Below are 21,959 nucleotides of genomic sequence, written 5' to 3' on the forward strand. Positions count from 1 at the left end.
CGTCGCCCGCTCATGACATCAGTCGGTCGCCTCATGCGGCGAAGACCTCGCGCCCGCCGACGACGGTCCGCAGCACCGTCGCGGCGGCCAGCTCGTCGTCGCCGGCGTCCACCGGGTCGGCGCTGACCTCGACCCAGTCGGCGAGCTTGCCTGGTGCGAGGCTGCCGCGCACCTCGTCGGCGAAGCAGTAGTAGGCCGAGCCGAGGGTCCACATGCGCAGCGCCTCGGCCGGCGTGAGCGCCGAGTGCGCGCCGAGCACGCCGTCGCCGCCACGGATCCGCCGGGTCCGCGCCTGCCACATGCCGAACAGCGGTGACATCGGGAAGTCGGGGCCGTCGGAGCCACCGGCCAGGCACACGCCGGCGTCCGCCCACGCCCGCAACGGCGCCAGGCCCTCGGCCGCGGACCCGAACCGGTCGGCGATGCCGGCGCCGACCCGCCAGTGCATGGACGGCTGGGTCGACAGGACGACGCCCAGGCGGGCCGCCAGGGCCATCGAGTCCGCCGACGGCCACAGATAGGCGTGCATGATCGAGAAGCGCAGGTCGCGGATCGGGTGCCGCCGGTCGGCCTGCTGGAAGCAGTCCAGGACGATCCGCACCGCCTCGTCGCCGACGGTGTGCACGGCCAGCGACCAGCCGCGCGCGGCACAGTGGTCGACGAGCGCCTGGAACGTCTCGGTGGAGCAGACCTGTGTGCCGTGGTAGCCGGGCTTCCCGGGCCACTCACGGCTCAGCAGCGCCGTGCCGAACCCGCCGGTGCCGTCGAAGTACACCTTGAGCGGCCCGATCCGCAGCCGCTCGTCACCGAAACCGGTGACCGTGCCCAGTCCGGCCAGGAACTCCTCCGGCGCCGGCGCGGTGTCGACGAGCGGCATCGCGAGCGTGCGCAGGGTGAGGGTGCCGCGGGCCCAGGCCTCCTGGTAGACGGCCAGCTCGGCCGGGCTCAGCCCCGGCTCGGCGCCGCCGACGATGCCCAGTCCGTGCAGGTAGGTCTGCGCCTCGGCGAGCGCCGCGTGCAGCTCGTCGCGGTCCACCGGCGGCACGTGCGAGAAGACGAGGTCGGCCGCGGGGCGCTCGACCAGCACGCCGGTCGGCTCGCCGCGGGCGTCGCGCTCGATGGTGCCACCGGGCGGGTCCGGCGTCGACCGATCGATCCCGCATCGCTTCAGCGCCGCCGTGTTGACGATGGCGTCGTGCGTGCGGCGGTCGAGGTACAGCGCGGTCGAGCCCGAGACCGGGTCGAGGTCGTCCCGGTTCGGGAGCCGGCCCTCGGCGAGGTCCTCGGCGTGGAAGTGGGCGCCGACGACGGCCCAGTCGAGCCCGGGCCGATCGGCCAGCCAGTCCCGGACGCGCTCGACGACCTCACGTACCGACCCGGCGTCGGAGATCGTCAGCCGCCGCCGCTCCAGGCCGACGACGAGCGTGTGCAGGTGGGCGTCGACGAAGCCGGGCACGACGACGCCGCGAGCCTCGTCGACCCGGGCCGACGGGTCGAGCTCACGCACCGCCGCCAGGTCTCCGGTCGCGACGACGCGGTCGCCGTGCACCAGCATCGCCTCGGCCAGCGGCCGCGCGTCGTCCATCGTGCGGATCCGGCCGCGGACGATCACCCGGTGATCGTCCGCGGCCGGTGCGGCGGGCGGGGTCAACCGGCCAGCCACGTCGTGTACCAGTTGAGCAGGTCCTCGGTCACCTCGGAGCGGGCCTTCGAGTCCTGGTAGACCACCTCGGTGTGGCTCGGGGCGTTGACGAGGTTGTCCTGGACGTCCTCGGGGATGAACTCGTACGCCTCCGGGTTGCCGGGGCCGTAGTTGGTGCGCGCGGCGAACTCCGCCTGCAGCTCCGGGTCGTGGAAGACCTCGGTGAGCGCCAGGATGTTGTCGGGGTTCGGCGCCTCCTTCGGGATCGCGATCACGTTCGGCGCCACGACCGCCTGGTTCCAGGAGACCGTGACGTCCTCGCCGGCGTTGCGCAGCGCCGCGAACTGGCCGCTCGGGCCGACGGCGATCGCGGCCGTGCCGGAGACGAGCAGCTGCTGGATCTCCGGGTAGGACGTGTAGAACACCATCTCCGGCCGCAGCTCGTCGAGCTTCGCCGAGCAGCGGTCGAAGTCCAGCGGGTACAGCTCCTCGGGCGCGACGCCGTCGGCGAGCAGCGCGATCTCGCACGAGCTGTCGTAGCTGCCCGGCGTGCCCGGCCAGGCCCGCTTGCCCGGGTAGGTCCCGACGTCCCAGAAGTCGGCCCACGTCTGCGGGCCGCCGTCGGGGAACGTGCTGGTGAGGTACCCCTGTGCGTGACCGACGAAGAACGTGCCGAAGGCGTAGGCACGGATGTCATCCGGCAGCGCCTCGTCCTGGAACTCCGCCGGGATCTGGATGACGTTGTCCATGTTGGCGTAGACCAGGTCGAGACCGACGTGCGTCGCGTCGTAGTCGCCGGGCTCGCCGGACATCATCGACTCCTGCATGGCGTCGTTGACCACGACGGAGGTGACCTCCACCCCGGTGTCGTCGGCGAACGGCGCGAAGTAGATCTCCTGGCGGGCCTCGTTGGTGGGCCCGCCGAAGTCGGACCAGATGATCTCGCCGCTCAGCTCGGCGGCGTCGCCGCCACTGCTGGTCTGCGGCTCGTCCGCGTCATCGCCGCAGCCCGCGAGCAGGGCGATGCTGGCCACCGCGGCACCGAGCCCGGTGCCCGCTCGGCGTAGGTCCCTGCGTGTGAGCGCCATGTCGAACCCTTTCTCCGCAAGAATGTGGATCCACTATAGCGAGCCGTGGATCCAATTGGGTCACGGATGTGTTACACCTGCACAGCCCGCGGACGTCACCAGGTCCGCGGGCGCTTCGCGGGCAGCAGATCGGCCGCGGTGACGGCGATCGTCTCGTCGCCGCGCGTCACCCAGACCCGCGCCTGCGGCCAGTAGTCGCTGAGCAGTTCGGCGCAGACGCCGCACGGCTCGATGACGTGCGTCGTCCCGGCCGGGCGGCGCAGCACGCTCACGCAGCTCACCACGGTCGCGGCGGCGCCGGTCGTCGCGGCGTGCGCGACGACGTTGCCGGCGGCCACGCCCTCCGCGCAGACGGCGCTGCGCCGCGCGGACCCGTCGACGTGCACGCCGAGCTGCACCGACCCGTCGGCCAGCCGCATCGCGGCGACGACCTCGTGCCGGCCGGACGCGTGGACGCGGTCGAGCAGCTCCATGGCCGCGTCCATCGCCGCGGCGTCGGCGTCGTCCATCTCCGGCGGGCGGGTCAGCGGCGGCCTGCTCATCGGCGGTCTCCTGGATGAGAACCATGATCATGGCGCTGTTCGTACCGCCGGAGCAGCAACAACGGCGCCATGACCCTGGCCCGCGTGGCCTGCCGGTACGTGTCGGACTCACCCATCTAGGCGTCGATGCCGAGCAGCGCGGCGATGTTGCCGCCCTCGACGCGGGCCCGATCGGCCACGTCGGGGATCGCCTTCGCGATCTTCAGCCGCTCGATGTCGAAGTCCGACCCCGGCCACTCGGTGCCCATGAGGATCCGCTCGGCGCCGAGCCGCGCGTAGGCGCGCTTGACGTCGGCCATGAGGGTGGCCGACGTCTCGAGGTAGATGTGCGGCCGGCGCTCGGCGACGATGATCGCCTCCGGCACGTTCCAGACCGCGCCCATGTGGGCGATGATCGTGGGCACGTCCGGGTGGTCCTTGGCGACCTCCTCGATGGCGAACGGCGCGCAGAACGCGTCGTCCAGGGCGTTGATCAGCACGACCATCCCGTGCGTCGCGCACGCCCGGAAGACCGGGTCGAGCAGACCGTGGTCGGCCACGTGGTAGCCGTGCAGGCTCGGATGCAGCTTGAGACCGCGGATGCCGGCCTCCGCCAGGCGGCGGATCTCGTCGAGCGCGCCGTCGGCCTGCGGCATGACCTGGCCGAAGCCGATGAACCGGTCGGGACGGGAGTCCTGCATCGCGATGATGAAGTCGTTCTCGATGCGCTGCGAGAGCGAGCACACCATGGCCATGTCGACACCAGCGGCGTCCATGCTGGTCAGGATCCGCTGCGGGTCGAAGGGCACGTACGGAGGCGGCTCCTCGCCCGGCCGGGACCCCGTGAGGTAGTCCGAGCGGCCACGCACGTCCTGGGTCGTGTTGTAGGCGTCGATGATCATCAGCCGGCCAGCCATTCCGTGTAGGCGTCGAGCATCGCCTGCTTGTTGTCGGCGCGCCACTGCTCGTTCCACGGAATCACGACGTCCTCGTGCTCGGGCGAGTTGGCGAGCGTCGCGGCGAACTCCGGGTCGAGGTGGTCGAACACCTCGGAGTTCACCGGTCCGTAGCCGGTGCGCTCGACGAACACCGCCTGATGCTCCGGGTCGTTCATCCACTCCGCGAGCGCGAGGACGGCGTCGGGGTTGCTCGACTCCGCCGGGACGACGAAGCCCTGCGGAGTCGTGAACGCCTGGTTCCACTGCACGGTGACGTCCTGCCCGGCGTTGCTCAGGGCGGTGAACTGGCCGGTCACCGTCACGGCGATCGCCGTGCTGCCGCTGGCCAGCAGCTGCTGCACCTCGGCGTAGGACTGGTAGAAGACCAGGTCGTCGCGGATCGTGTCGAGCTTCGCGATGGCCCGCTCGAGGTCGAGCGGGTAGAGGTCCTCGGGCGCGACACCGTCGGCGAGCAGCGCGATCTCGTAAGAGGAGTCGTAGAAGGGCGGCTGGCCCGGCCACGCGCGTTTGCCCGGGTACTTCTGCGTGTCGAAGAAGTCGGCCCAGTCCTGCGGACCGCCGTCGGGGAAGGTCTCGGTGAGCCAGCCCTGCGCCATGCCGAGGTAGAAGCCGCCCATCAGGTAAGGGCTCAGCTCGTCCGGCAGCAGGTCCGACCGCGCCGCCTCCGGCAGCTCCCGTGCGCCGCCGGCATAGTTCAGCGGCTCGGCCGCGCTGACCTGGAAGACGTCGTAGTCGCCGTCCTCGCCCTCGAGCATCGGGTAGGAGACGGCGTCCTCGATCGGAACGGAGGTCACCTCGACGCCGTGCTCCTCGGCGAAGCCGTCGAAGTACGCGACCTGCCGGCTCTCGTTCGTCGGGCCGCCGAAGTCGGCCCAGATGACCGAGCCGCCGATGCCGCCGTCGGACGTGACGTCGTCGGACGAACCGGTGCAGCCCGCGACGAGGGCGCCGGCCGCGATCAATGCGAAGCCGGAGGCGGCGAGCCGCCGGCCGTGAACGTGGGAGGTCATGTCAGCACGCTCCTCTTGCTGAGGTGGTGAGGTCCGCGGCGCTGCGGATCGCTGTCAGAGCCCGGGGCGACGGCGGATGTGGCCGAGTGCCGCCTCGATGCCCGCAGTGGCGCACAGCAGGTCGAACTCGCCGCGGTGGCGGCCGACCACCTGGAGCCCGACGGGTCGTCCGTCGCTGAAGCCACCGGGCGTGACGACGACGGGGTGGGCGGTGACGGTGAACCGGTTCGCCAGCATCTGCCAGCGGAAGTACCGGTCGTACACGACGTCGCCGACGCGGTCGACCCACTCCACCTCGGCGGGCGGGGCCACCACCGGGGTCGCGGGGGCGATCAGCACGTCGACGTCGTCGAAGAGTCGCTCGGTGCGCCGGAAGATCTCGGTCCGCACGCGCAGCGCGTCGGCCAGCTGGGCCGCCGTGAGCCGCTCCCCCTGCCGGATGTTGCGCAGCAGGTCGGGGCGGAGCAGGTCCGGCCGCTTCGCGGCGTCGTCACGGCCGAAGGCGAAGAAGCCGAACATCTCGATCGTCTCCCACGCCTCCTCGGCGTCGGCCAGTTCCGGCTCGAGATCGACGATCGGGAACCCGGCGGCGTCCAGCGTGTCTTTGGCAGCGGCGTGCGCCGCGGCGATCTCCGCGCTGATCGGCACTCCGTCCGCCGTCGCGCTCCACCCGATCCGCACGCTCGGCGGCGCCGCCGGGGCGACCTCCAGGAAGCGTGCGGGATCCTCGGGGATGGAGATCGGCGCGTACCGGTCGGCGCCGCTCATCGCCGCGAGACCGAGCGCTGCGTCCAGGCTGGATCGCGCCATGGGGCCGAGCACACCGTGCGCCGTCCAGCCGTTGTCCGGCCGGCCGCTCGCGACGCGGCCGGGGGTCGGGCGGACGCCGACGACGTTGCAGAACGCCGCCGGGTAGCGCAGGCTGCCGCCGCTGTCGGAGCCGTCGGCGATGGGCAGCATGCCGGCCGCCAGCGCCGCGGCGGCGCCTCCGCTCGATCCGCCCGCGTGACGGGACGGGTCGTACGGGTTGCGGCAGACGCCGTGCAGCGGGTTGAACGTCAGCGTCCCCAGCCCGTGCTCCGGCGTGTTCGTCTTGCCGACGATGATCGCGCCCGCGTCGCGCAGGCGGCGCACCATCAGGGCGTCCCGGGTCGCGGGCGGCGCGTCGGCATGGGCGGCCGAACCGTGCGTCGTCGGCAGGCCGGCGACGTCCATGAGGTCCTTCACCGCGGTCGGGAGGCCGTGCAGGACGCCGACCTCGTCGCCGCGGGCGACGGCACGGTCGGCGGCCCGCGCCGCCGCAAGCGCGTCGGCCTCCGGGACCATCGTGACGATCGCCCCGATCGCGTCGTTGGTCTCGGCGATGCGCTCCAGGTGCGCGCGCATGACCTCCTCGGCCGAGATCTCGCGGGCGCGGATGCCGCGGGCGAGGTCCGTGGCGCTCCACCAGTGCAGCGGGCTGTCGGTCGTCATGCGACTCCGTTCGTCCGGTCCAGCAGCGCGGCGGGACGCGCGATGAGCATGTCGTCGATCCGTTCCGGCGCGACGCCCAGGCGGGCGAGGGCGGGAACGACCCGGCGCACGACGTGCGCGTAACCCATGCCGCCGTAGCGGGTGAGCTGTCCCTTGGTCCACACCGAGCAGGTCAGCGTGACCGCGGCGGCGGGACGGTCGCCGAGCAGCCCGCAGAGGGCGTCGATGCGCTCGCCGTCGGTGGCGTCGCGCGCGCCGTCGGCGAAGTAGTGCTCGCTGCCGAAGGCGAACTCGACGACCGCGCCGGTGTCGGCGAGCTCGCGTACGTACCCGCCGTCGAGCACCTTGTCGGCGTTGCAGAACAGCACGCGCGACGGGTCCAGCCCTTCGGCCGCCAGGAGCTCCGCGACCTCCGGGCCGCGACGCGCCCGGGCGTCGAGCCTGATGCTCACGGCCGCGTTCGCCGCGGCGGCCGCCCGGGCTGCGGCGCGCAGGGCACGGCCCTCGGCGGGCGTGATCCGGTCGCTCGTGCCGAGCAGCCCCAGCAGGCCCGCACGGAAGTCCGTGCCCGGGACGGCGCTGGTGAGCGCCGTCGTGAACGCGCGCTCCATCTCGGCCTCGGTCTGCACGGCCCACCAGCGCGGCAGCGTCTTGTCGATGTAGCTGCCATAGGCGGCGACGATGTGGACCCCCGTGGCACGCGAGACCGCCGGGAGGTCGGCGTGGCGCGGGCCCATCCCCCATGACGTCGCCTCCACGATCGTGCCGAGTCCCGCCGCCACGGCGTCGCTCAGCTCGGCGACCGCGGTCCGCGCCGAGTCGAGGGTGAGGTTGTCCGGCAGCGACAGGTAGCTCCACCGCAGGTCGCCCAGGATCTCCGGGCGCAGCGGGCCGTCGAGGGTGCCGCCCTCGCGGGTCAGGCGCACCAGGCCGCGTGCGTCGGTGAAGACGTGCTCGTTCGTCGCGACGCGGCCGAGGCTCGACGCCTCGACCGGGCCGAGGACGGTCTCGATCATCGAGCCGTCACGTCATGGACGGTGCGCCCGCCGACGTCGGTCCGCAGCACCCGCAGGGCGCGCAGCTCGTCCGTCGCGACCGTCGTCGGATCGTCGGACCACAGCGCCCAGTCCGCGAGGCGCCCGGCCCGCAGCAGCCCGCGGGTCGACTCGGCGAAGGCCGCGTAGGCCGCGCCCGTCGTGTAGGCGGCCAGCGCCTCCTCGACGGTGATCGCCTCGTCCAGGCTCAGCGGCCGGTCCTCGCCACGGACCCGCCGGGTGACGGCCTGCCACATGAGGTGGCGCGGATCGAAGGCGAAGAACGGCCCGTCCGAGCCGAACGCCACGACGGCGCCGGCGTCGAGCCAGCTCCGCACCGGGTTGGCGTGCTCGGCCCGCTCCCCCAGCGCGGCGCGCAGCCCTGCGCCGTTGTGCCAGATGATCGACGGCTGCAACGAGGCGATGGCACCGGCGCGCGCGGCGATCGCGATCGTCTCCGGTGCCGGTTCGAGGTACCCGTGGATGATCTGGAACCGTCGCTGCGCGACCGCGTCGCCCGCGGCCGCGTACTCGCGCGCGACCAGGGCGATGGCCGCGCCGCCGACCGCGTGCGTGCCCACGCCCCAGCCGTGCTCCGCGCAGAAGCGCACGAGCCGCGCGAAGTCCTCGTCGGAGATCCGCTGCAGTCCCAGGTAGCCGCTCTCGTCCCACGGCCGCTCCAACAGCGCCTGGCCCTTCAGCGCCTCGCCGTCGGCATAGACCTTGATCGGGCCGATGCGCAGCTCGTCGTCGCCGAAGCCGGTGGACACGCCGGTGCCCTCCAGGTGCGCGATGACGGCGTCGACGTCGGGCGTCGCCGTGGAACCGAGCTCGAGGTAGGGCATCGCGACGGTGCGCATCGTCAGCTCGCCGCGCCGGTGGGTCTCCTGGTAGCCGCGCATCTCGTCGACGGTCGTCGCCGGGTCGACGATGCCGGTGACACCCAGCTGATGGAACAGGCTCTGGGCGACACCAACGGCCTCGACCCGCTCGTCGAGCGTGGGCGGCTGCGCGCGGGGCCACCCCTCGTCGTGGAAGGTCCGGTCCATGGTCTCGATGAACTCGTCGAGACCGGCACCGTCGGGCAGGTAGGTCAGGGCCTTGAGACCGCCCCGCTGCATGTGCAGGTGGGCGTCGATGAGGCCGGGCAGGATGACGCCGTCGTGCGTCTCCTCCGGCGTGCCCGCGGGTACGGCCGCGCGCACCTCGGCGGCCGTCCCGACCGCGACGACGCGGTCGCCCGCCACGGCCATCGCCTCGGCGCGCGGGCGGTTCGGGTCCATCGTGAGCACCGGCGCGACGTGGATCCGGGTCATGCGACCACCGCCTGGGCCGGCTGGCGCGGGTCGGCGGCGGACTCGAGGAAACCGGTCCGGGCGTTGCGGTAGATGGCCTCCACTGCCGCGGCGTCGCGGGTGAAGGCGGGCCAGCGGCGCACGTCGTGCCCCCGCCGTCGCAGCTCGGCGTCGACCGCGGGATCGAAGCGGTCCTCCAGGAAGACGTGCGCCGCCAGGTAGTCGAACGGCGCGAACGAGTTCGGGAAGCTCCAGGTCGAGAAGCGCGGCGCGTTCACCGCCTCCTGCAGCTCCATGCCGAAGTGGAAGGCGTTGAGGAAGACCTGGAGCATCGCCTGCACCTGCATGTCGCCGCCCGGGCAGCCGAACGGCAGCACGCTGCCGTCGTCGCGCACCGCGATGGCCGGGTTGGGGGTCAGCCGTGGCCGTTTGCCCGGAGCGACCCCGGACGGATGCGCGGGGTCCGGGCGCGACTGCAGGCCACGCAACGACGGCACGAACCCGGTGCCGGGGACGACCGGCGCGGTCGACGCGCCGTCGGACGGCGTGGCCGAGAACGCGTTGCCCCACCGGTCGACCACGCAGACGTAGCTCGTCCCGCCCTCGCCGATGTGCCGCACCTCCTCCGCGCTGATCGCCTCGGGCAGCGCCTGCGACTCGCCGAACAGCGCCGGTGGCAGGCCCTCGTAGGCGCGCTCGGCGTCGATGGCGGCCGCCCGTGCGGCGATGTGCTCCTCGCCGAGCAGCCGATCCAGCGGGACGTCGACGAAGGCGGGGTCGCCGAAGTGGTGCTCGCGGTCGGCGAAGACGCCCTTGAGTGCCTCGATGACCGTGTGGACGTACTCGGCGCCGTTGTGCGCCAGCCCGTCCAGGCCGTGCCGCTCCAGAATCAGCAGCGCCTCCGCGAGGATCGGCCCCTGGCACCACGCCCCGCAGGTCAGCAGCGTGAAGTCGCGCCAGCGGGTCTCGACGACCGGCTCGTACCGCGACCGGAACTCCGCGAGGTCGTCACGGCGCAGGTACCCGCCGTTGGCCTCGTGGTAGGCCACGATGAGGTCGGCGATCTCGCCCTCGTAGAACGCCGCGCGAGCGGCCTCGAGGCCGGCCGCCCGGTCGCCGCCGGCCCGCCCCTCGGCGTCGATCATGGTCTGGATCGTGCGGGCGAGGTCGGTCTGGACGAAGCGCTCCCCGACCCGCGGCGGCCGGCCACCGGGCAGGTAGATCGCCTCGTTGGCGGCCCATCGCCGGTAGCCCGCCTGCCGCTTCGCGATGCCGTCGGCCAGCAGCGGGAACACCGCGAACCCGTCCCTCGCCAGCCTGAGCGCGGAGTCGGCGACCTGCGCGAACGTCATCGTCCCGTGGTCGCGCAGCGCCGTGATCCAGGCGTCGGGAGCGGCCGGGACGACGGTGCGCAGAATGCCGGTGGGAATGGTCGCGCCGTGCTCGGTCATGAAGAGGTCGGCCGGCAGCCGCCGCGGCCAGACGCCCAGTCCGTCGAGGCTCACGGTGGTGCCGTCGGCGAGGCGGATCATGATGGGCGCGACGCCGGCGAAGTTCACCTCGTCGGCGTGCAGCACGGCCAGCGCCATGCCCGCGCAGCACCCGGCGTCGACCGCGTTGCCGCCCGCCTCGAGGATCGCGAACGCCGCCGACGACGCCAGATAGTGTCCCGACGACGCGGAGTGCCGCGTGCCGAGCAGCGTCGGGTTCGGGACCGGCCAGGTGGGTGGCGTCATGGTCGAGCCTTCCTCCGAGATGTGGGCGCCGCATCGTCGTCTCGGATCCTATTATCTCCAGATTGGATCCACAACTCGCTTGAGGGCCGAGCCGCGCCAGCACGGTGGATGACGGTCGGGGTGTCGCGGGCGTTGGTGCCGGTGGCGTTGTGCGGGGAGGTTCGCCGCGTTGGCCCGGGGTTTGCGACAGTTGGCCGTCCCCCTGCTGCCGATTGTCTGAGCCGCGAGGGTGCGCCTCAAGTCCGCGGCCTCTGCTGGGTGCTGTTCGCTGGTGTTGGGGGCCTTGGACTTGACCCGCGCCCTCGCGGTCTCAGTGCGGGCAGCTATCAGGGGGACGGGGGGAGTGCGGGCACCGCCCGCGGGTGCACGGTTGCCTGGGGCTGGCGGGCGTTCGCCGTCTTGCGCCGTTGATCGTGGCGTGACGGTGGCCCTATGCCGCCTGCGACGCTCCCCTGGGGGCGTCTGGTTGGTGATCGGGGCCGTCGCGGTAGGTGTGGTGTCCGGTGGGTGAGATTCCTCGGCGATCTGGGGGCCTTGCCTAGGAGTGTGTTCGCTCTGCGAGGCATGCATGCCTGGTGGAGGGGGAGAACGCCTGGTGAAGTAAGCGATCGTTGATGATCATGGCTGTCCACAAGCCACCACCGGTACCAGCAGCCCCAACGGCACCGGTGGTGTCGAGGCGACGGCCGCCGATGGGCCGGTCCACGTCCGCGAACGACCGTGATGTCGGCTGCGGAGCCTGAGGTGTGCCCAGACTCGCCCCGTCCCCCTGATAGCTGCCACGTTCTTGGCCGCGGGTGCGCGGGTCAAGCGGTCGTCGCCGCGCGAAGCGCCATCAAGTCCGCTTGAGGCGCGCACCCGCGGCCAAGAAAATGGGCAGCAGGGGGACGGCGAACGCGGCAGACCCAAGGAACGGCACGCCCAGCCGACCCGAGCACGCCGAGCCGACCCGAGCACACCGAGCGGACCCGACCACGCCCAGCCGACGCGACCACGCCGAGCCGACGCGACCACGCCGAGCCGACGCGAGTACGCCGAGCCGACCCGGGCACGCCCAGCCGACCCGAGCCCGGCCCGTGACCTCACCAGTCGATTCCGTAGTCCCGGAGGCGCTGCTCGAGGACGGCGTGCTCGGCCGCGCCGCGGTCCGGGTGGCGACGCGCGTCGAGCGGCTCCGGTGGCTGCCCCGGCGTCGCAGCGCGGACGGCGACGGCGTACCCGTCCGGGAGCCGCAGGATCGCGTACCGGGGCAGGTCGGGGTCGGGGTTGCGCCGCACGAAGTCGAGCACCTCGGCGATGTCGGGGTCGTAGGGCGGCGCCGGCCGGGCCCGGGCACGCCGCATGAGGTCTTCCGTGACGAGCGGCCGCACCCGGGTGCGCAGGATCTCCGCGTCCTGGATCGACAGCGCCATCGGGGCCTCAGCGCTCCTCGAGCAGCAGCCGGGCGACCTTCTCGCCCATCACCACCGCGGGCATCGCCGTCGTCGCGCGCGGGATCCTCGGCATGATCGAGCAGTCCGCGACGCGCAACCCGTCGATGCCGTGCACCCGCGCTCGCTCGTCCACGACGGCCAGTGCGTCGTCGCCGGTGCCCATGCGGCAGGTGCCGACGGGGTGCCAGTAGTTGTCCGGGTGGCGGTACAGGTGGGCGACCAGCGCGTCGCGGTCGAACGTGTCCGGCCCGGGGTGGATCTCGGTGCCGGCGAGCGGGGCCAGCCGTGGGTGAGCCGCCAACTCACGCAGGATGGCGGCGCCCTCGGCGAGGACGGCGACGTCGATCCCCTCGGGGTCGGCGAGGAACCGGTGGTCGATGACCGGCTTGGCCTCCGGGTCCGCGCTGCGCAGGCGCACGAACCCCCGCGACCGGGGCTGCAGCGCCGAGACTCCGACGCTCCACCGCTTGCGCTCGACCAGGTGGGTCGGGCTGTACGGCAGGAAGTGCAGGTCGAACGCCTCGGCGTCGAAGCTGGAGGCCACCTTGCCCATCGCCTGTTCGTCGGGGCACCAGCCGGCCGCCCGGGCCCGCTCCATCGCGGCGGTCATCTCGTCCGAGCCCGACCAGCTCATCAGCAGGAACGGCTGGTCGTGCAGGTTCTCGCCGACGCCGGGCAACTGCTGGACCAGCGGGATGTCCAGCGCCGCGAGCTGGGCGTACGGGCCGATGCCGGAGCGCAGCAGGACGGTCGGCGAGTTGTACGCGCCCCCGGCGAGCACGACCGTGGCGGCCCGCACCGTCGACGTGACGCCCTCGTGCCGGACCACGACGCCGTTCGCCCGACCGTTCGCGACGGTCACGCGGTCGACGAGCGCGCCGCCCACGACGCGCAGGTTCGGCAGCGCCCGCACGGGGTCCAGGTAGGCGAAGGCGGTGTTGACGCGCACGCCGTCCTGGATGTTCACCGACTCCGGCGCGAACCCGGCGGCCTCGTCGACGGCGTTGAAATCGTCGAGGCACGGCATGCCTGCGGCGGGCGCGGCGTCGTACCAGGCGCGCTGCCAGGGCGTGAGGTCGGCGGCGGCGTAGGTGTGCACGCGCATGCGCCGGGTGCCCTCGTGGAACAGCGGCAGCAGGTCGTCGGTCGACCAGCCGGTCAGGCCGGCCTCGGCCCATGCGTCGTAGTCGCGGCGGTGCCCCCACGTCTGCGTGCAGCCGTTGAAGTCCGAGCAGCCGCCGATCGCCCGGGCCCGCTCGAAGCCGACGGTCCACGGGTAGGTGTCGCCGGAGTCGTAGCCCCAGTCGTGCGAGCGGGCGAGCCGTGTCGCGTCGAGGATGTCGGCGGGCCACGCCGCGCTCCCCTCGGGCCCGAAGTCGGGCCCCGCCTCCAGGACGAGCACGTCGAGACCCACCTCGGCCAGCCGGGCCGCGACCACGTTGCCCGCGGTACCGCCACCGACGACGACGTACTCGGCTTCCTCCGGCAGTGCCGTCATGACTCAGGCCTCCGCGCGTTCGGTCAGCCAGGCGGCGACGTCGTCGGACAGCACCAGCGCGTCGCGCTGCAGGTACTCGATCGCTTCCAGCGCGTAGCCGTGGGCCCGCTCGCTGGAGCCGCCGACGCAGTCGGTGATCACCCGCACCCGGTAGTCGTGCTGATGGGCGTCGACCGCGGTGTAGTGGATGCAGACGTCGGTGAGGCCGCCGACGAGCAGGAGCGTCTCGGCGCGGTGGGCCTTCAGCACGATCTCCAGCTCGGTGCCGAAGAACGCGGAGTAGCGGCGCTTGCGGATCACGAACTCCTCCGGCCGCGGGTCGAGCCACGAGGCAAGCTCGGTGCCGTCGTCGCCCTCGATGCAGTGCGGGCCCTCGGCGCCATCGAGCTCGCGGCCGATGTCGACCATCGACGGCTTGTGCACCTCCTGGATGAAGACGACCGGGACGCCCGCGGAACGGGCGAGGTCGATGAGCCGGCGCACTCGGGGCGCGCGCTGTTCACGCCCGCCCATGACGGGGATGCCGCCCTCGCCCGGTGCGGACTGTCCGGACCCGCCCTGGATGTCGACGACGATGAGAGCCGGGCGTCCGACGATGTGGGCGCGGCCGGGGTCGGGGTTCGGTGTTTCGGAGGTCATGGGCGGTCCAGGAGTCGTCGGGGCGTGTGGACGAGGATGGTGTCGGCGACGGCGCCGTCGTCACCGGCCAGCTCGGCGATGGCCGGTCCGATGCGGCGGAAGAGATGGTCGTAACCGTTGCCGCCGTTGCGGCGGAGGTTGGCCTGCGTCCAGACGTCGGCGCCGATGATCAGCTGTCCGCCGAAGCCCTCGCTCAGCAGCCACTCGACCATCTCCAGCCGCTCGGCGTCGGTCGGGTTCCGCAGCGCCGGTGAGCCGTAGTAGAAGTCCGAGCCGAAGGTGTCGTAGCCGAGGACCGCGCCGGCCTGGGCGATCTCGCGGTGGTAGCCGCGGTCCCAGCGCTCGTCGAGGTGGCCGACGACGACGCGGTCGGCCGGCATCCCCTCCTCCAGCAGCGCGGCGAGCACGTCGGAGCCGCCGGAGCCGCGGAAGGACAGGTGGACGTAGACCGCGGCGCCGGTCCGCGCGCCGGCCCGGCCCGCGGCCCGCAGGACCCGCCACTCCGCGGCGGTGACCGGCCAGCTGGTGCCGATCTCACCGAGCAGGGCCGGTCTGACACCGCTCGCGCCCATGCCGTCGGTCAGCTGCCCCACCAGGGTCTCGGTGAGCTCGTCGACGTCCGCATGACGCACGTGGCCGGGCATCGTCGGCTCGACGTAGTAGCCGCCGCCGACGCAGACGTGCACACCGGCCCGGCGGGAGATCCCCGGCAGCTCCTCGATGCGCCGGCCCATGCCCGGCAGCGTCAGCTCCACCACGGCAGACCCGCCGGCCGTGCGCACGTGGGCGAGCTCGGCGGCGGCGACGTCCGGGTCGTCGAGCACCAGATTCTCCGGCAGCGACAGCGCGTTCCAGCGCAGGTAGGCGGCCAGCTCCGGGCCCATCGGCACACCGTCGGGCGGCGGCTCCCCCGGCGGCTTGGCCCAGAGGCGCAGATCGCTCAGCAGGTGCTCGTGCATCGACGTCGGCCCGAGCTGGTCCGGCGCGATGGGGCCGAGCACGGTGTGGATGGGCATCGGCGCTACTCCCCGAAGATCGCGCGGCGCGGGTTGACCGTGTGGATGTCGTCGAGCACCTCGGGCTCGATGCCGGCCTCCGCCGCGAGGGTCCGGAACTCCTCGAACAGGAACGTGTAGCCGGGACCGCCCAGTGCCCGGAGGTGCGAGCGCTGGCAGACGTCTTGGGAGAGCAGGATCTGGTTCTGGTAGCCCTTCTCGATCATCGTCTTGAGGTAGGACAGCCGGCGGTCGATCTGGTGGCGGATCAGGGCGCCGCCGATGCGGCAGGTCATGAGGCAGTCGAACTGGACGAACGCTCCGCGCCGGAGCAGCTCCAGCGAGTAGTCGACGCTCTTCACAGTGTCGGAGTGCCCGATGACGACGCGGGCGGGGTCGACGCCCTCCTCGACCATGATCTCCAGCTGTGCCAGCCCGGTCGGGAACGACGCCGCGTGGGTGCTGACCATGATGCCGGTCTCGCGGCTGGCGCGCGCGGCTGCCCGGAATGAGCGCTCCTCGACGGCGGTGATGTGCGACAGGTCCGAGGCGATCTCACCGATGATGCCCGCACGCACGCCGGTGCCGGGGATCTCGTCGAGCAGGTCGGCGACGAGGTACTCGGCGATCTTGTTCGTGGAGTTGCGGTCGAACCAGCGCTTGTCGAGGTAGGTGTCGTAGTAGTGGCCGGTGCCGAGGATGACCTGCACGCCCGTCGCCTCGGCCATCGCCTTCGTCGCCAGCACGTTCGCGACCGACCGCGACCCGGTGTCGGGGTTCTGCTGCATGACGCGCAGGTCGTCGCTCCAGCCGACGGGCGCGGCGTAGTCGCTGAGCTCGCCGTTCGTCATGTCGATCAGCGTCGAGCCGCCCGCCGCGGTGAACAGCCCCAGCTCGTCCTCCATCTCCGACCACACGTTGAGGTAGCCGTCCTGCGGCGTCGTCCTCGTCATGTTGATGAACACGTGCTCGTGCGGCAGGGTGACACCGAGCTGCCCGGGCAGCAGCGGGCCGGTGACGCTCTGGACCGTGTCGACCATGTCCGTCCTCTCCGCTAGATCGCGATCACGACGCTCTTGGGTTCGCAGAAGCCGCGTAGTCCCTCGTCGCCGAGGTCGCGGCCCAGCCCGGACTCGCCGACGCCGCCGAACGAGAGCGCCGGGTCGAACACGTTGTAGGTGTTGACCCACACGGTGCCGGCGCGGAGGGCGGCCGCCATGCGGTGCGCCCGGGACAGATCGCGCGTCCAGACTCCGGCTGCCAGGCCGTACGCGGTGTCGTTCGCGATGCGGACCGCGTCGTCCTCGTCGTCGAACGCGATGACGCCGACGACGGGGCCGAAGATCTCCTCGCGCGCGATCGTCATGTCGTTCGTCACGCCGGTGAACAGGGTGGGCTCGACGTAGTAGCCCGGGCCGCGGGTCCCGCCGCCGGCGACCAGCGTCGCGCCCTCGTCGACGCCCTTGCGGATGTAGCCGAGCACCCGTTCGCGCTGCTCCTCCGACACCAGCGGGCCGACGGTGACGCCGCCGGCGAGGCCGTCGCCCACCGGCACCGCAGCGACGGCCGCCGTCAGCCGCTCCGTCATCTCGTCGGCGATCGAGCGCTGCACGAGCAGCCGGCTTCCGGCCGTGCACATCTGCCCGGAGTGGCCGAACGAGGCCCGCATCGCGGTGACGACGGCGGCGTCGAGGTCGGCGTCGGCGAAGACGATGTTCGGGCTCTTGCCGCCCAGTTCGAGGGTCAGTCGCTTGAAGCCGTCGGCGGCGGCGTGCATGACGGAGCGGCCCACCTCGGTCGAGCCGGTGAACGAGACCTTGGCGATGCCGGGGTGGCGGGTGAGCGCGGCACCGACCCGGCCGTCGCCGGTGAGCACGCTGACGACGCCGTCCGGGATCCCTGCCGTCCGCAGGATCCGCGCGAGGCGCAGCAACGTGAGCGGCGTGTCCTCGGCCGGCTTGGCGACGACGGTGCAGCCCGCGGCGAGCGCCGGGGCGAGCTTGAACGCCGCGGTCATGATCGGGAAGTTCCAGGGCAGGATGACGGCGACGGCGCCGACCGGCTCCAGGACCGTGTAGACGTGGTGGCCGCCGCCGTCGATCGGGACGACGGTGCCGCCCAGCCGCGACGGGGCGCCGGCGAAGTGCCGGAACGTGCGCGCGGCGCTGGCGGTGTCGGCGCGTGAGCGCTCGATGGGCTTGCCGTTGTCGCGCGTCTCGAGGATCGCGAGCTCCTCGAGGTCGTCCTCGATCAGGTCGGCCACCCGGTTGAGGATCCGCGCGCGCTCCAGCGGCGCCAGGCCCCGCCAGCGCCGGTCCTGGTGTGCGGCCACCGCGGCAGCGACCGCGGCGTCGACGTCGGCGTCGGACGCCTGCGCGACCGTGGTGAGCACCTCCTCGGTGGCCGGGTCGACGACGGCGCGGACCTCGCGATCGCCCAGGTCGACCCAGGTGTCCCCGCGGAGGAACGGCTCGTAGCCGGGCAGCGCGGCCACGGCTGTCCTGATGGTCATGCGCATCCTTCCGGTCGGCCGGTGTCAGAAGATCCCGAAGTACTCGCGCTGCTCCCAGTCGGAGACGTGGCGCAGGTACCGGTCGAACTCGGCGCGCTTGATGGTCGCGTACCACTCCACCACGGCGTCGCCGAAGGCCGCGCGGAAGGCGGCGTCGTCGCGCAGCGCGTCGACGGCGGCACCGAGGTTCGACGGCAGCGCGCGGGCGTCGGCGGCGTAGGGCTGGGCGGTCGGCGCCGGCGGCACGAGGCCGCGGTCGACCCCGTCCATCCCGCTGACCAGCTGCGACGCGATGTAGAGGTACGGGTTCGCGGCCGGCTCCCCGGAGCGGTTCTCCAGCCGCGTGGCAGGATCGCCCGGACCTCCGACGGCACGGATCATGGCGCCCTTGTTGTCGACGCCCCACGCCACCCGGTCCGGCGCGAGCGAGTACGGCTGGTAGCGCTTGTAGCCGTTGACGGTCGGCGTGGTGAACGCCGCGGCCGCGAACGCGTGGTCGAGCAGTCCGGCGAGGTAGCCGGACCCGACGGCGGAGAGGGTCTCGCGCGCGGTGTCCGGGACGAACACCCCGGCGCCGGTCGCGAGGTCCTGCAACGACTGGTGCAGGTGCCAGCCGGTCGACGCGCCCTCCGCCCCCTGCGGCCGGGACATGAACGTCGCGTGATAGCCAAGTCCAGCGGCAATACGCCGCACCGCGGTGCGGCACAGCACGACCGCGTCGGCGACCTCGGCGGCGTCACCGGCCTCCATGGTGAGCTCGAACTGGCTCGGCCCGAACTCCAGCTCGATCGAGCGCAACGGCAGGTCCAGCGACGTCAGCCCGCGGTAGAGCGCGTCGACCAGCGGCTGCATCGCGTCCAGGCCCTCGTCGTGCAGCAGTTGCGCGCCGCGCGTCGTGGGCAGGGCGGGTGCCGCGGCGCCCGGCCGGCCCGGGCCGCCCACCTGCTCCGGCCCGACGCCGACGCCGGCCTCGCGGAACACGTGGAACTCCAGCTCGGCGCCGACCGTCATGCCGAGGCCGCGGGCGGCGAGCGTCGCGAGCTCGTTGCGCAGGATCGAGCGGGTGCAGAACGGGACCGGCGAGCCGTCGGGGAACCGCACGTCGCACAGGACCATCGCGGTCCGGCCGGCCCACGGCAGGACCCGGAACGTCGTCGGGTCCGGCACGAGGACGATGTCGCCCGCGCCGCTGAAGCCGTCCACACCCACCCCCGTGTCGGCGGAGAAGACCGGGAAGGCCGACTGTCCCGACGTGTCCTTGAGCAGCAGCGAGCTGGGCGCGGTGACGCCGGAGCGCAACGCCGAGGGCACGGCCGCCCGGGCCAGCGTCTTGCCGCGCAGGACGCCGTGCTGGTCGGCGAAGGAGAACCGCACCATCTCGATGCCGAGCTCGTCGACGACCCGGCGCAGCTGGCCGGCCGCCGCGTACTGCGCCTCGGTCCACAGGTCGTGCCGGTCGACGAAGCCGCCGCGGTCCTGCAGCAGCATCGGCCGGGCGGACACGCCGCCTCCAGACGCGGCGACAGGACGCTCGTCGGCGTTGCGCTCACGCATCGGCGGGCACCTCGGCCCGTGCGGTGCCGGCCGCCCACGGCGAGCTGCGCCGCCGCTCCTGCTCGCGCTCGATCCACCGCGTCTGCCACACGTCGTTGGCGGCGATGGTGTCCATGGCGAGCGGCCCGGTCAGCGTCGCCGCTTCCTCGTCGCTCACCGGGTGCGCCGGCGTCTGGCCGCCCGCCGCGAACGCGTCGATGGCGCGCAGCAACAGCCGCCGGTTGGCCGTGACGGCGCGGTCGGAGACGCCGAGCCGCTCGACCGTACGGTCCTGAATGGGGCCCATGCTCTCGACCGCCCACTGGTCGTGGACGTTGATATCCAGGCCCATCCCGGTGTAGGTGAGCTCCTTCTGCTCCCGCGCGTCGAAGCCCCAGTCGTTGCTCCGGTTCCGCAGCGGCCGGTAGTCGGGCAGGCTGACCCCTTCGAGGCGCTGCTGGAGCAGGGTGTCCTTGTCGGTCTGCTCGGCGAAGTCGTACCAGATCATGTACCAGTAGTGGTTCTCGTCGTCGATCGGCACGTGCCACTGCGTGAAGACCTTCGAGTTGCCGAACGGCACGACGAACGCGTTGGGGAAGAGCAGGTTCGTCACCCGGATGTGCTTGATGTCCTCGGTCAGCTGCCGCAGCGCGAACACCCGCAGGCCGTGGTCGGCGCTCTCGACCTCGATGTCCGGGCGGTAGTTCTCGCCGACGAGCATCGAGAGCTTCTTCCCCGTGCCCTCGACCTCCTCGCTGAACTGCTGCCCGTAGACCTCGCGCGGGTCCTCCTGGATGAAGCGGTGCAGGAACGACACGTGGCTCGGGTCGATGCCGCCCTCCAGGCCCTGCAGCCAGTTGCACTCCCACAGCCCCTTGAAGGCGAAGGTGTACTCCTCGGGCGCGACGAAGCAGTCGAAGTGCGGGAACGGCGGCGGGTCGCCGGCGCCGAGGTAGGCGAAGATGATGCCGTTCTTCTCCACGCACGGGTAGTTGGCGATGCGGATCTTGCCGAGGAACTGGCTGTGCTCGGGCTCGGCCGGCTGCTCGACGCATCGTCCCGTGCTGTCGTAGAGCCAGCCGTGGTACAGACACCGCACGCCGTCGTTCTCGAGCCGCCCATAGGACAGGTCGACTCCGCGGTGAGCACAGAAGCGGCTGATCAGCCCCCAGCCGTCGCGCTTCTTGAACAGCACGAGGTCCTCTCCGAGCAGGCGGATCGCCTTGACCGGACGCTCACTCGGCATCTCCGAGACCAGACCGGCCGGCTGCCAGTAGGACCGGAGCAGCGCACCCAGCGGCGTCCCCGGGCCCGAGCGGGTGATCTTGACGTTGTCTTCCTGCTTGAGCATGACGCGCGGCTCCCTTGCTCGACCTTAGGATCCGATCCTAGCCTGATTGTATCCAACTGTCACGCACGGGCGGGTCGGAGCCGGCGGTGCTGCTGCCTCGGAGCTTCCTTCAATGCAGGGCGTCACCGCGTTGGGGCCCGGGGCCTGGATCAGGGCTTGGGTCGCGTCAGCCCGGGCCTACTCGCGTCAGCCCGGGCCTACTCGCGTCAGCTCGACGTACTCGCGTCAGCTCGACGTACTCGCGTCAGCTCGGCGTGCTCGCGTCGGCCCGGGCCTACTCGCGTCAGCCCGGCGTCCTCGCGTCAGCTCGGCGTACTCGCGTCAGCTCGACGTACTCGCGTCAGCTCGGCGTGCTCGCGTCGGCTCGGCGTGCCCGCGTCAGCCCGGGCCTACTCGCGTCAGCCCGGGCCTACTCGCGTCAGCTCGGCGTACTCGCGTCAGCTGGGCGTGCTCGCGTCGGCTGGGCGTGCTCGCGTCGGCTGGGCGTGGTCGGGTCGGCTGGGCGTGCCGTTCCTTGGGTCTGCCGCGTTCGCCGTCCCCCTGCTGCCCATTTTCTGAGCCGCGCACCCGCGCCTCAAGCGGACTTGTTGGCGCTTCGCGCGGCGACGACCGCTTGACCCACGGCCGCACGGTCTCAGAACTGGCAGCTATCAGGGGGACGGGGCGAGTCTGGGCACACCTCAGGCTCCGCAGCCGATGCCACGGTCGTTCGCGGACGTGGACCGGCCCATCGACGGCCGTCGCCTCGACGCCACCGGTGCCGTTGGGGCTGCTGGTGCCGGTGGTGGCTTGTGGACAGCCATGATCATCAACGATCGCCTACCTCACCAGGCGTTCTCCCTCTCCACCAGGCATGCATGCCTCGCAGGGCGAACACAGTCCTGGGCAAGGCCCCCGAATCGCCGAGGAATCTCACCCACCGGACACCACAGCTCCCGCGACGGCCCCGATCACCAACCAGACGCCCCCCAGGGGAGCGTCACCGGGCGGCATAGGGCCACCATCACGCCACGACCAACGGCGCACAACGACGAACGCCCGCCAACCCCAGACAACCGTGCACACCCCGCGCGGGCCGTGCCCGCACTCCCCCCATCCCCCTGATAGCTGCCCGCACCGAGACCGCGAGGGTGCGGGTCAAGCGGTCATCGCCGGCGCGAAGCGCCCAACAGTCCGCTTGAGGCGCACCCTCGCGACTCAGACAATCGGCAGCAGGGGGACACCCAACTGAGAACCCCCG

The 21,959-nt window shown here is 72.4% G+C and carries 17 protein-coding genes; all 17 read right to left on the reverse strand.

The window, feature by feature from the left end; translation table 11 throughout:
* Positions 1 to 31 precede the first annotated feature (31 nt).
* Entirely contained in the window at positions 32 to 1,612 is a 1,581-nt protein-coding gene (locus tag DZA62_RS23450; protein ID WP_116951376.1) for an amidohydrolase, read from the reverse strand.
* Positions 1,613 to 1,647: 35 nt separating this feature from the next.
* Positions 1,648 to 2,730, reverse strand: a complete 1,083-nt coding sequence (locus tag DZA62_RS23455) for an ABC transporter substrate-binding protein (protein ID WP_116951377.1) — start codon at positions 2,728 to 2,730, stop codon at positions 1,648 to 1,650.
* A 95-nt stretch (positions 2,731 to 2,825) separates the two neighbouring features.
* Positions 2,826 to 3,272: a cytidine/deoxycytidylate deaminase family protein gene (locus tag DZA62_RS23460; RefSeq protein WP_116951378.1), complete on the reverse strand. Its 447-nt coding sequence runs from the start codon at positions 3,270 to 3,272 to the stop codon at positions 2,826 to 2,828.
* A gap of 116 nt (positions 3,273 to 3,388) precedes the next feature.
* Complete coding sequence (locus DZA62_RS23465; protein WP_198664099.1) at positions 3,389 to 4,168, reverse strand: amidohydrolase family protein; 780 nt, start codon at positions 4,166 to 4,168, stop codon at positions 3,389 to 3,391.
* Positions 4,153 to 5,220 carry an extracellular solute-binding protein gene (locus tag DZA62_RS23470; RefSeq protein ID WP_116951379.1) on the reverse strand — a complete coding sequence of 356 codons (1,068 nt, stop codon included), beginning with the start codon at positions 5,218 to 5,220 and terminating at the stop codon, positions 4,153 to 4,155. Before DZA62_RS23470 ends, DZA62_RS23465 begins: the two co-directional genes overlap by 16 nt.
* A gap of 54 nt (positions 5,221 to 5,274) precedes the next feature.
* A complete protein-coding gene (locus tag DZA62_RS23475) occupies positions 5,275 to 6,693 on the reverse strand; it encodes an amidase (protein WP_116951380.1) in 1,419 nt (472 codons plus the stop codon).
* On the reverse strand, positions 6,690 to 7,709 hold the full coding sequence (locus DZA62_RS23480; protein ID WP_116951381.1) for a phosphotriesterase family protein: 1,020 nt from the start codon (positions 7,707 to 7,709) through the stop codon (positions 6,690 to 6,692). The genes DZA62_RS23475 and DZA62_RS23480 overlap by 4 nt, the downstream gene beginning before the upstream one ends.
* The gene (locus tag DZA62_RS23485) at positions 7,706 to 9,043 is read right to left on the reverse strand and encodes an amidohydrolase (RefSeq protein ID WP_116951382.1); all 1,338 of its coding nucleotides are present in this window, start codon (positions 9,041 to 9,043) and stop codon (positions 7,706 to 7,708) included. Before DZA62_RS23485 ends, DZA62_RS23480 begins: the two co-directional genes overlap by 4 nt.
* Positions 9,040 to 10,758, reverse strand: a complete 1,719-nt coding sequence (locus DZA62_RS23490) for a gamma-glutamyltransferase family protein (protein WP_116951383.1) — start codon at positions 10,756 to 10,758, stop codon at positions 9,040 to 9,042. Before DZA62_RS23490 ends, DZA62_RS23485 begins: the two co-directional genes overlap by 4 nt.
* A gap of 1,082 nt (positions 10,759 to 11,840) precedes the next feature.
* A complete protein-coding gene (locus DZA62_RS23495) occupies positions 11,841 to 12,170 on the reverse strand; it encodes a hypothetical protein (protein ID WP_116951384.1) in 330 nt (109 codons plus the stop codon).
* Positions 12,171 to 12,177: 7 nt separating this feature from the next.
* Positions 12,178 to 13,689: a GMC family oxidoreductase gene (locus tag DZA62_RS23500; protein ID WP_116951385.1), complete on the reverse strand. Its 1,512-nt coding sequence runs from the start codon at positions 13,687 to 13,689 to the stop codon at positions 12,178 to 12,180.
* 3 nt (positions 13,690 to 13,692) lie between these two features.
* Positions 13,693 to 14,328 (reverse strand): cysteine hydrolase family protein, encoded by a 636-nt coding sequence (locus DZA62_RS23505; RefSeq protein WP_116951386.1) that lies wholly within the window; start codon positions 14,326 to 14,328, stop codon positions 13,693 to 13,695.
* On the reverse strand, positions 14,325 to 15,344 hold the full coding sequence (locus tag DZA62_RS23510; protein ID WP_116951387.1) for a phosphotriesterase family protein: 1,020 nt from the start codon (positions 15,342 to 15,344) through the stop codon (positions 14,325 to 14,327). The genes DZA62_RS23505 and DZA62_RS23510 overlap by 4 nt, the downstream gene beginning before the upstream one ends.
* Before the next feature lie 5 nt (positions 15,345 to 15,349).
* Positions 15,350 to 16,363, reverse strand: a complete 1,014-nt coding sequence (locus DZA62_RS23515; RefSeq protein ID WP_116951388.1) for a phosphotriesterase family protein — start codon at positions 16,361 to 16,363, stop codon at positions 15,350 to 15,352.
* 14 nt (positions 16,364 to 16,377) lie between these two features.
* On the reverse strand, positions 16,378 to 17,835 hold the full coding sequence (locus DZA62_RS23520) for an aldehyde dehydrogenase family protein (protein WP_116951389.1): 1,458 nt from the start codon (positions 17,833 to 17,835) through the stop codon (positions 16,378 to 16,380).
* 24 nt (positions 17,836 to 17,859) lie between these two features.
* On the reverse strand, positions 17,860 to 19,323 hold the full coding sequence (locus tag DZA62_RS23525) for a glutamine synthetase family protein (protein ID WP_408619517.1): 1,464 nt from the start codon (positions 19,321 to 19,323) through the stop codon (positions 17,860 to 17,862).
* Positions 19,324 to 19,381: 58 nt separating this feature from the next.
* Complete coding sequence (locus tag DZA62_RS23530) at positions 19,382 to 20,719, reverse strand: Rieske 2Fe-2S domain-containing protein (RefSeq protein WP_116951391.1); 1,338 nt, start codon at positions 20,717 to 20,719, stop codon at positions 19,382 to 19,384.
* Positions 20,720 to 21,959 lie beyond the last annotated feature (1,240 nt).

Source organism: Jiangella endophytica (genome assembly GCF_003427025.1).
Classification (GTDB): domain Bacteria; phylum Actinomycetota; class Actinomycetes; order Jiangellales; family Jiangellaceae; genus Jiangella; species Jiangella endophytica.

Bases quoted from the DNA above. Each gene is read 5' to 3' on its own strand.
- DZA62_RS23470 (WP_116951379.1), bottom strand. From the start codon at position 5,220: ATGACCTCCCACGTTCACGGCCGGCGGCTCGCCGCCTCCGGCTTCGCA.
- DZA62_RS23510 (WP_116951387.1), bottom strand. From the start codon at position 15,344: ATGCCCATCCACACCGTGCTCGGCCCCATCGCGCCGGACCAGCTCGGG.
- DZA62_RS23505 (WP_116951386.1), bottom strand. From the start codon at position 14,328: ATGACCTCCGAAACACCGAACCCCGACCCCGGCCGCGCCCACATCGTC.
- DZA62_RS23475 (WP_116951380.1), bottom strand. From the start codon at position 6,693: ATGACGACCGACAGCCCGCTGCACTGGTGGAGCGCCACGGACCTCGCC.
- DZA62_RS23500 (WP_116951385.1), bottom strand. From the start codon at position 13,689: ATGACGGCACTGCCGGAGGAAGCCGAGTACGTCGTCGTCGGTGGCGGT.
- DZA62_RS23460 (WP_116951378.1), bottom strand. From the start codon at position 3,272: ATGAGCAGGCCGCCGCTGACCCGCCCGCCGGAGATGGACGACGCCGAC.
- DZA62_RS23455 (WP_116951377.1), bottom strand. From the start codon at position 2,730: ATGGCGCTCACACGCAGGGACCTACGCCGAGCGGGCACCGGGCTCGGT.
- DZA62_RS23530 (WP_116951391.1), bottom strand. From the start codon at position 20,719: ATGCTCAAGCAGGAAGACAACGTCAAGATCACCCGCTCGGGCCCGGGG.
- DZA62_RS23485 (WP_116951382.1), bottom strand. From the start codon at position 9,043: ATGACCCGGATCCACGTCGCGCCGGTGCTCACGATGGACCCGAACCGC.
- DZA62_RS23515 (WP_116951388.1), bottom strand. From the start codon at position 16,363: ATGGTCGACACGGTCCAGAGCGTCACCGGCCCGCTGCTGCCCGGGCAG.
- DZA62_RS23490 (WP_116951383.1), bottom strand. From the start codon at position 10,758: ATGACGCCACCCACCTGGCCGGTCCCGAACCCGACGCTGCTCGGCACG.
- DZA62_RS23480 (WP_116951381.1), bottom strand. From the start codon at position 7,709: ATGATCGAGACCGTCCTCGGCCCGGTCGAGGCGTCGAGCCTCGGCCGC.
- DZA62_RS23465 (WP_198664099.1), bottom strand. From the start codon at position 4,168: ATGGCTGGCCGGCTGATGATCATCGACGCCTACAACACGACCCAGGAC.
- DZA62_RS23495 (WP_116951384.1), bottom strand. From the start codon at position 12,170: ATGGCGCTGTCGATCCAGGACGCGGAGATCCTGCGCACCCGGGTGCGG.
- DZA62_RS23520 (WP_116951389.1), bottom strand. From the start codon at position 17,835: ATGACCATCAGGACAGCCGTGGCCGCGCTGCCCGGCTACGAGCCGTTC.
- DZA62_RS23525 (WP_408619517.1), bottom strand. From the start codon at position 19,323: ATGCTGCTGCAGGACCGCGGCGGCTTCGTCGACCGGCACGACCTGTGG.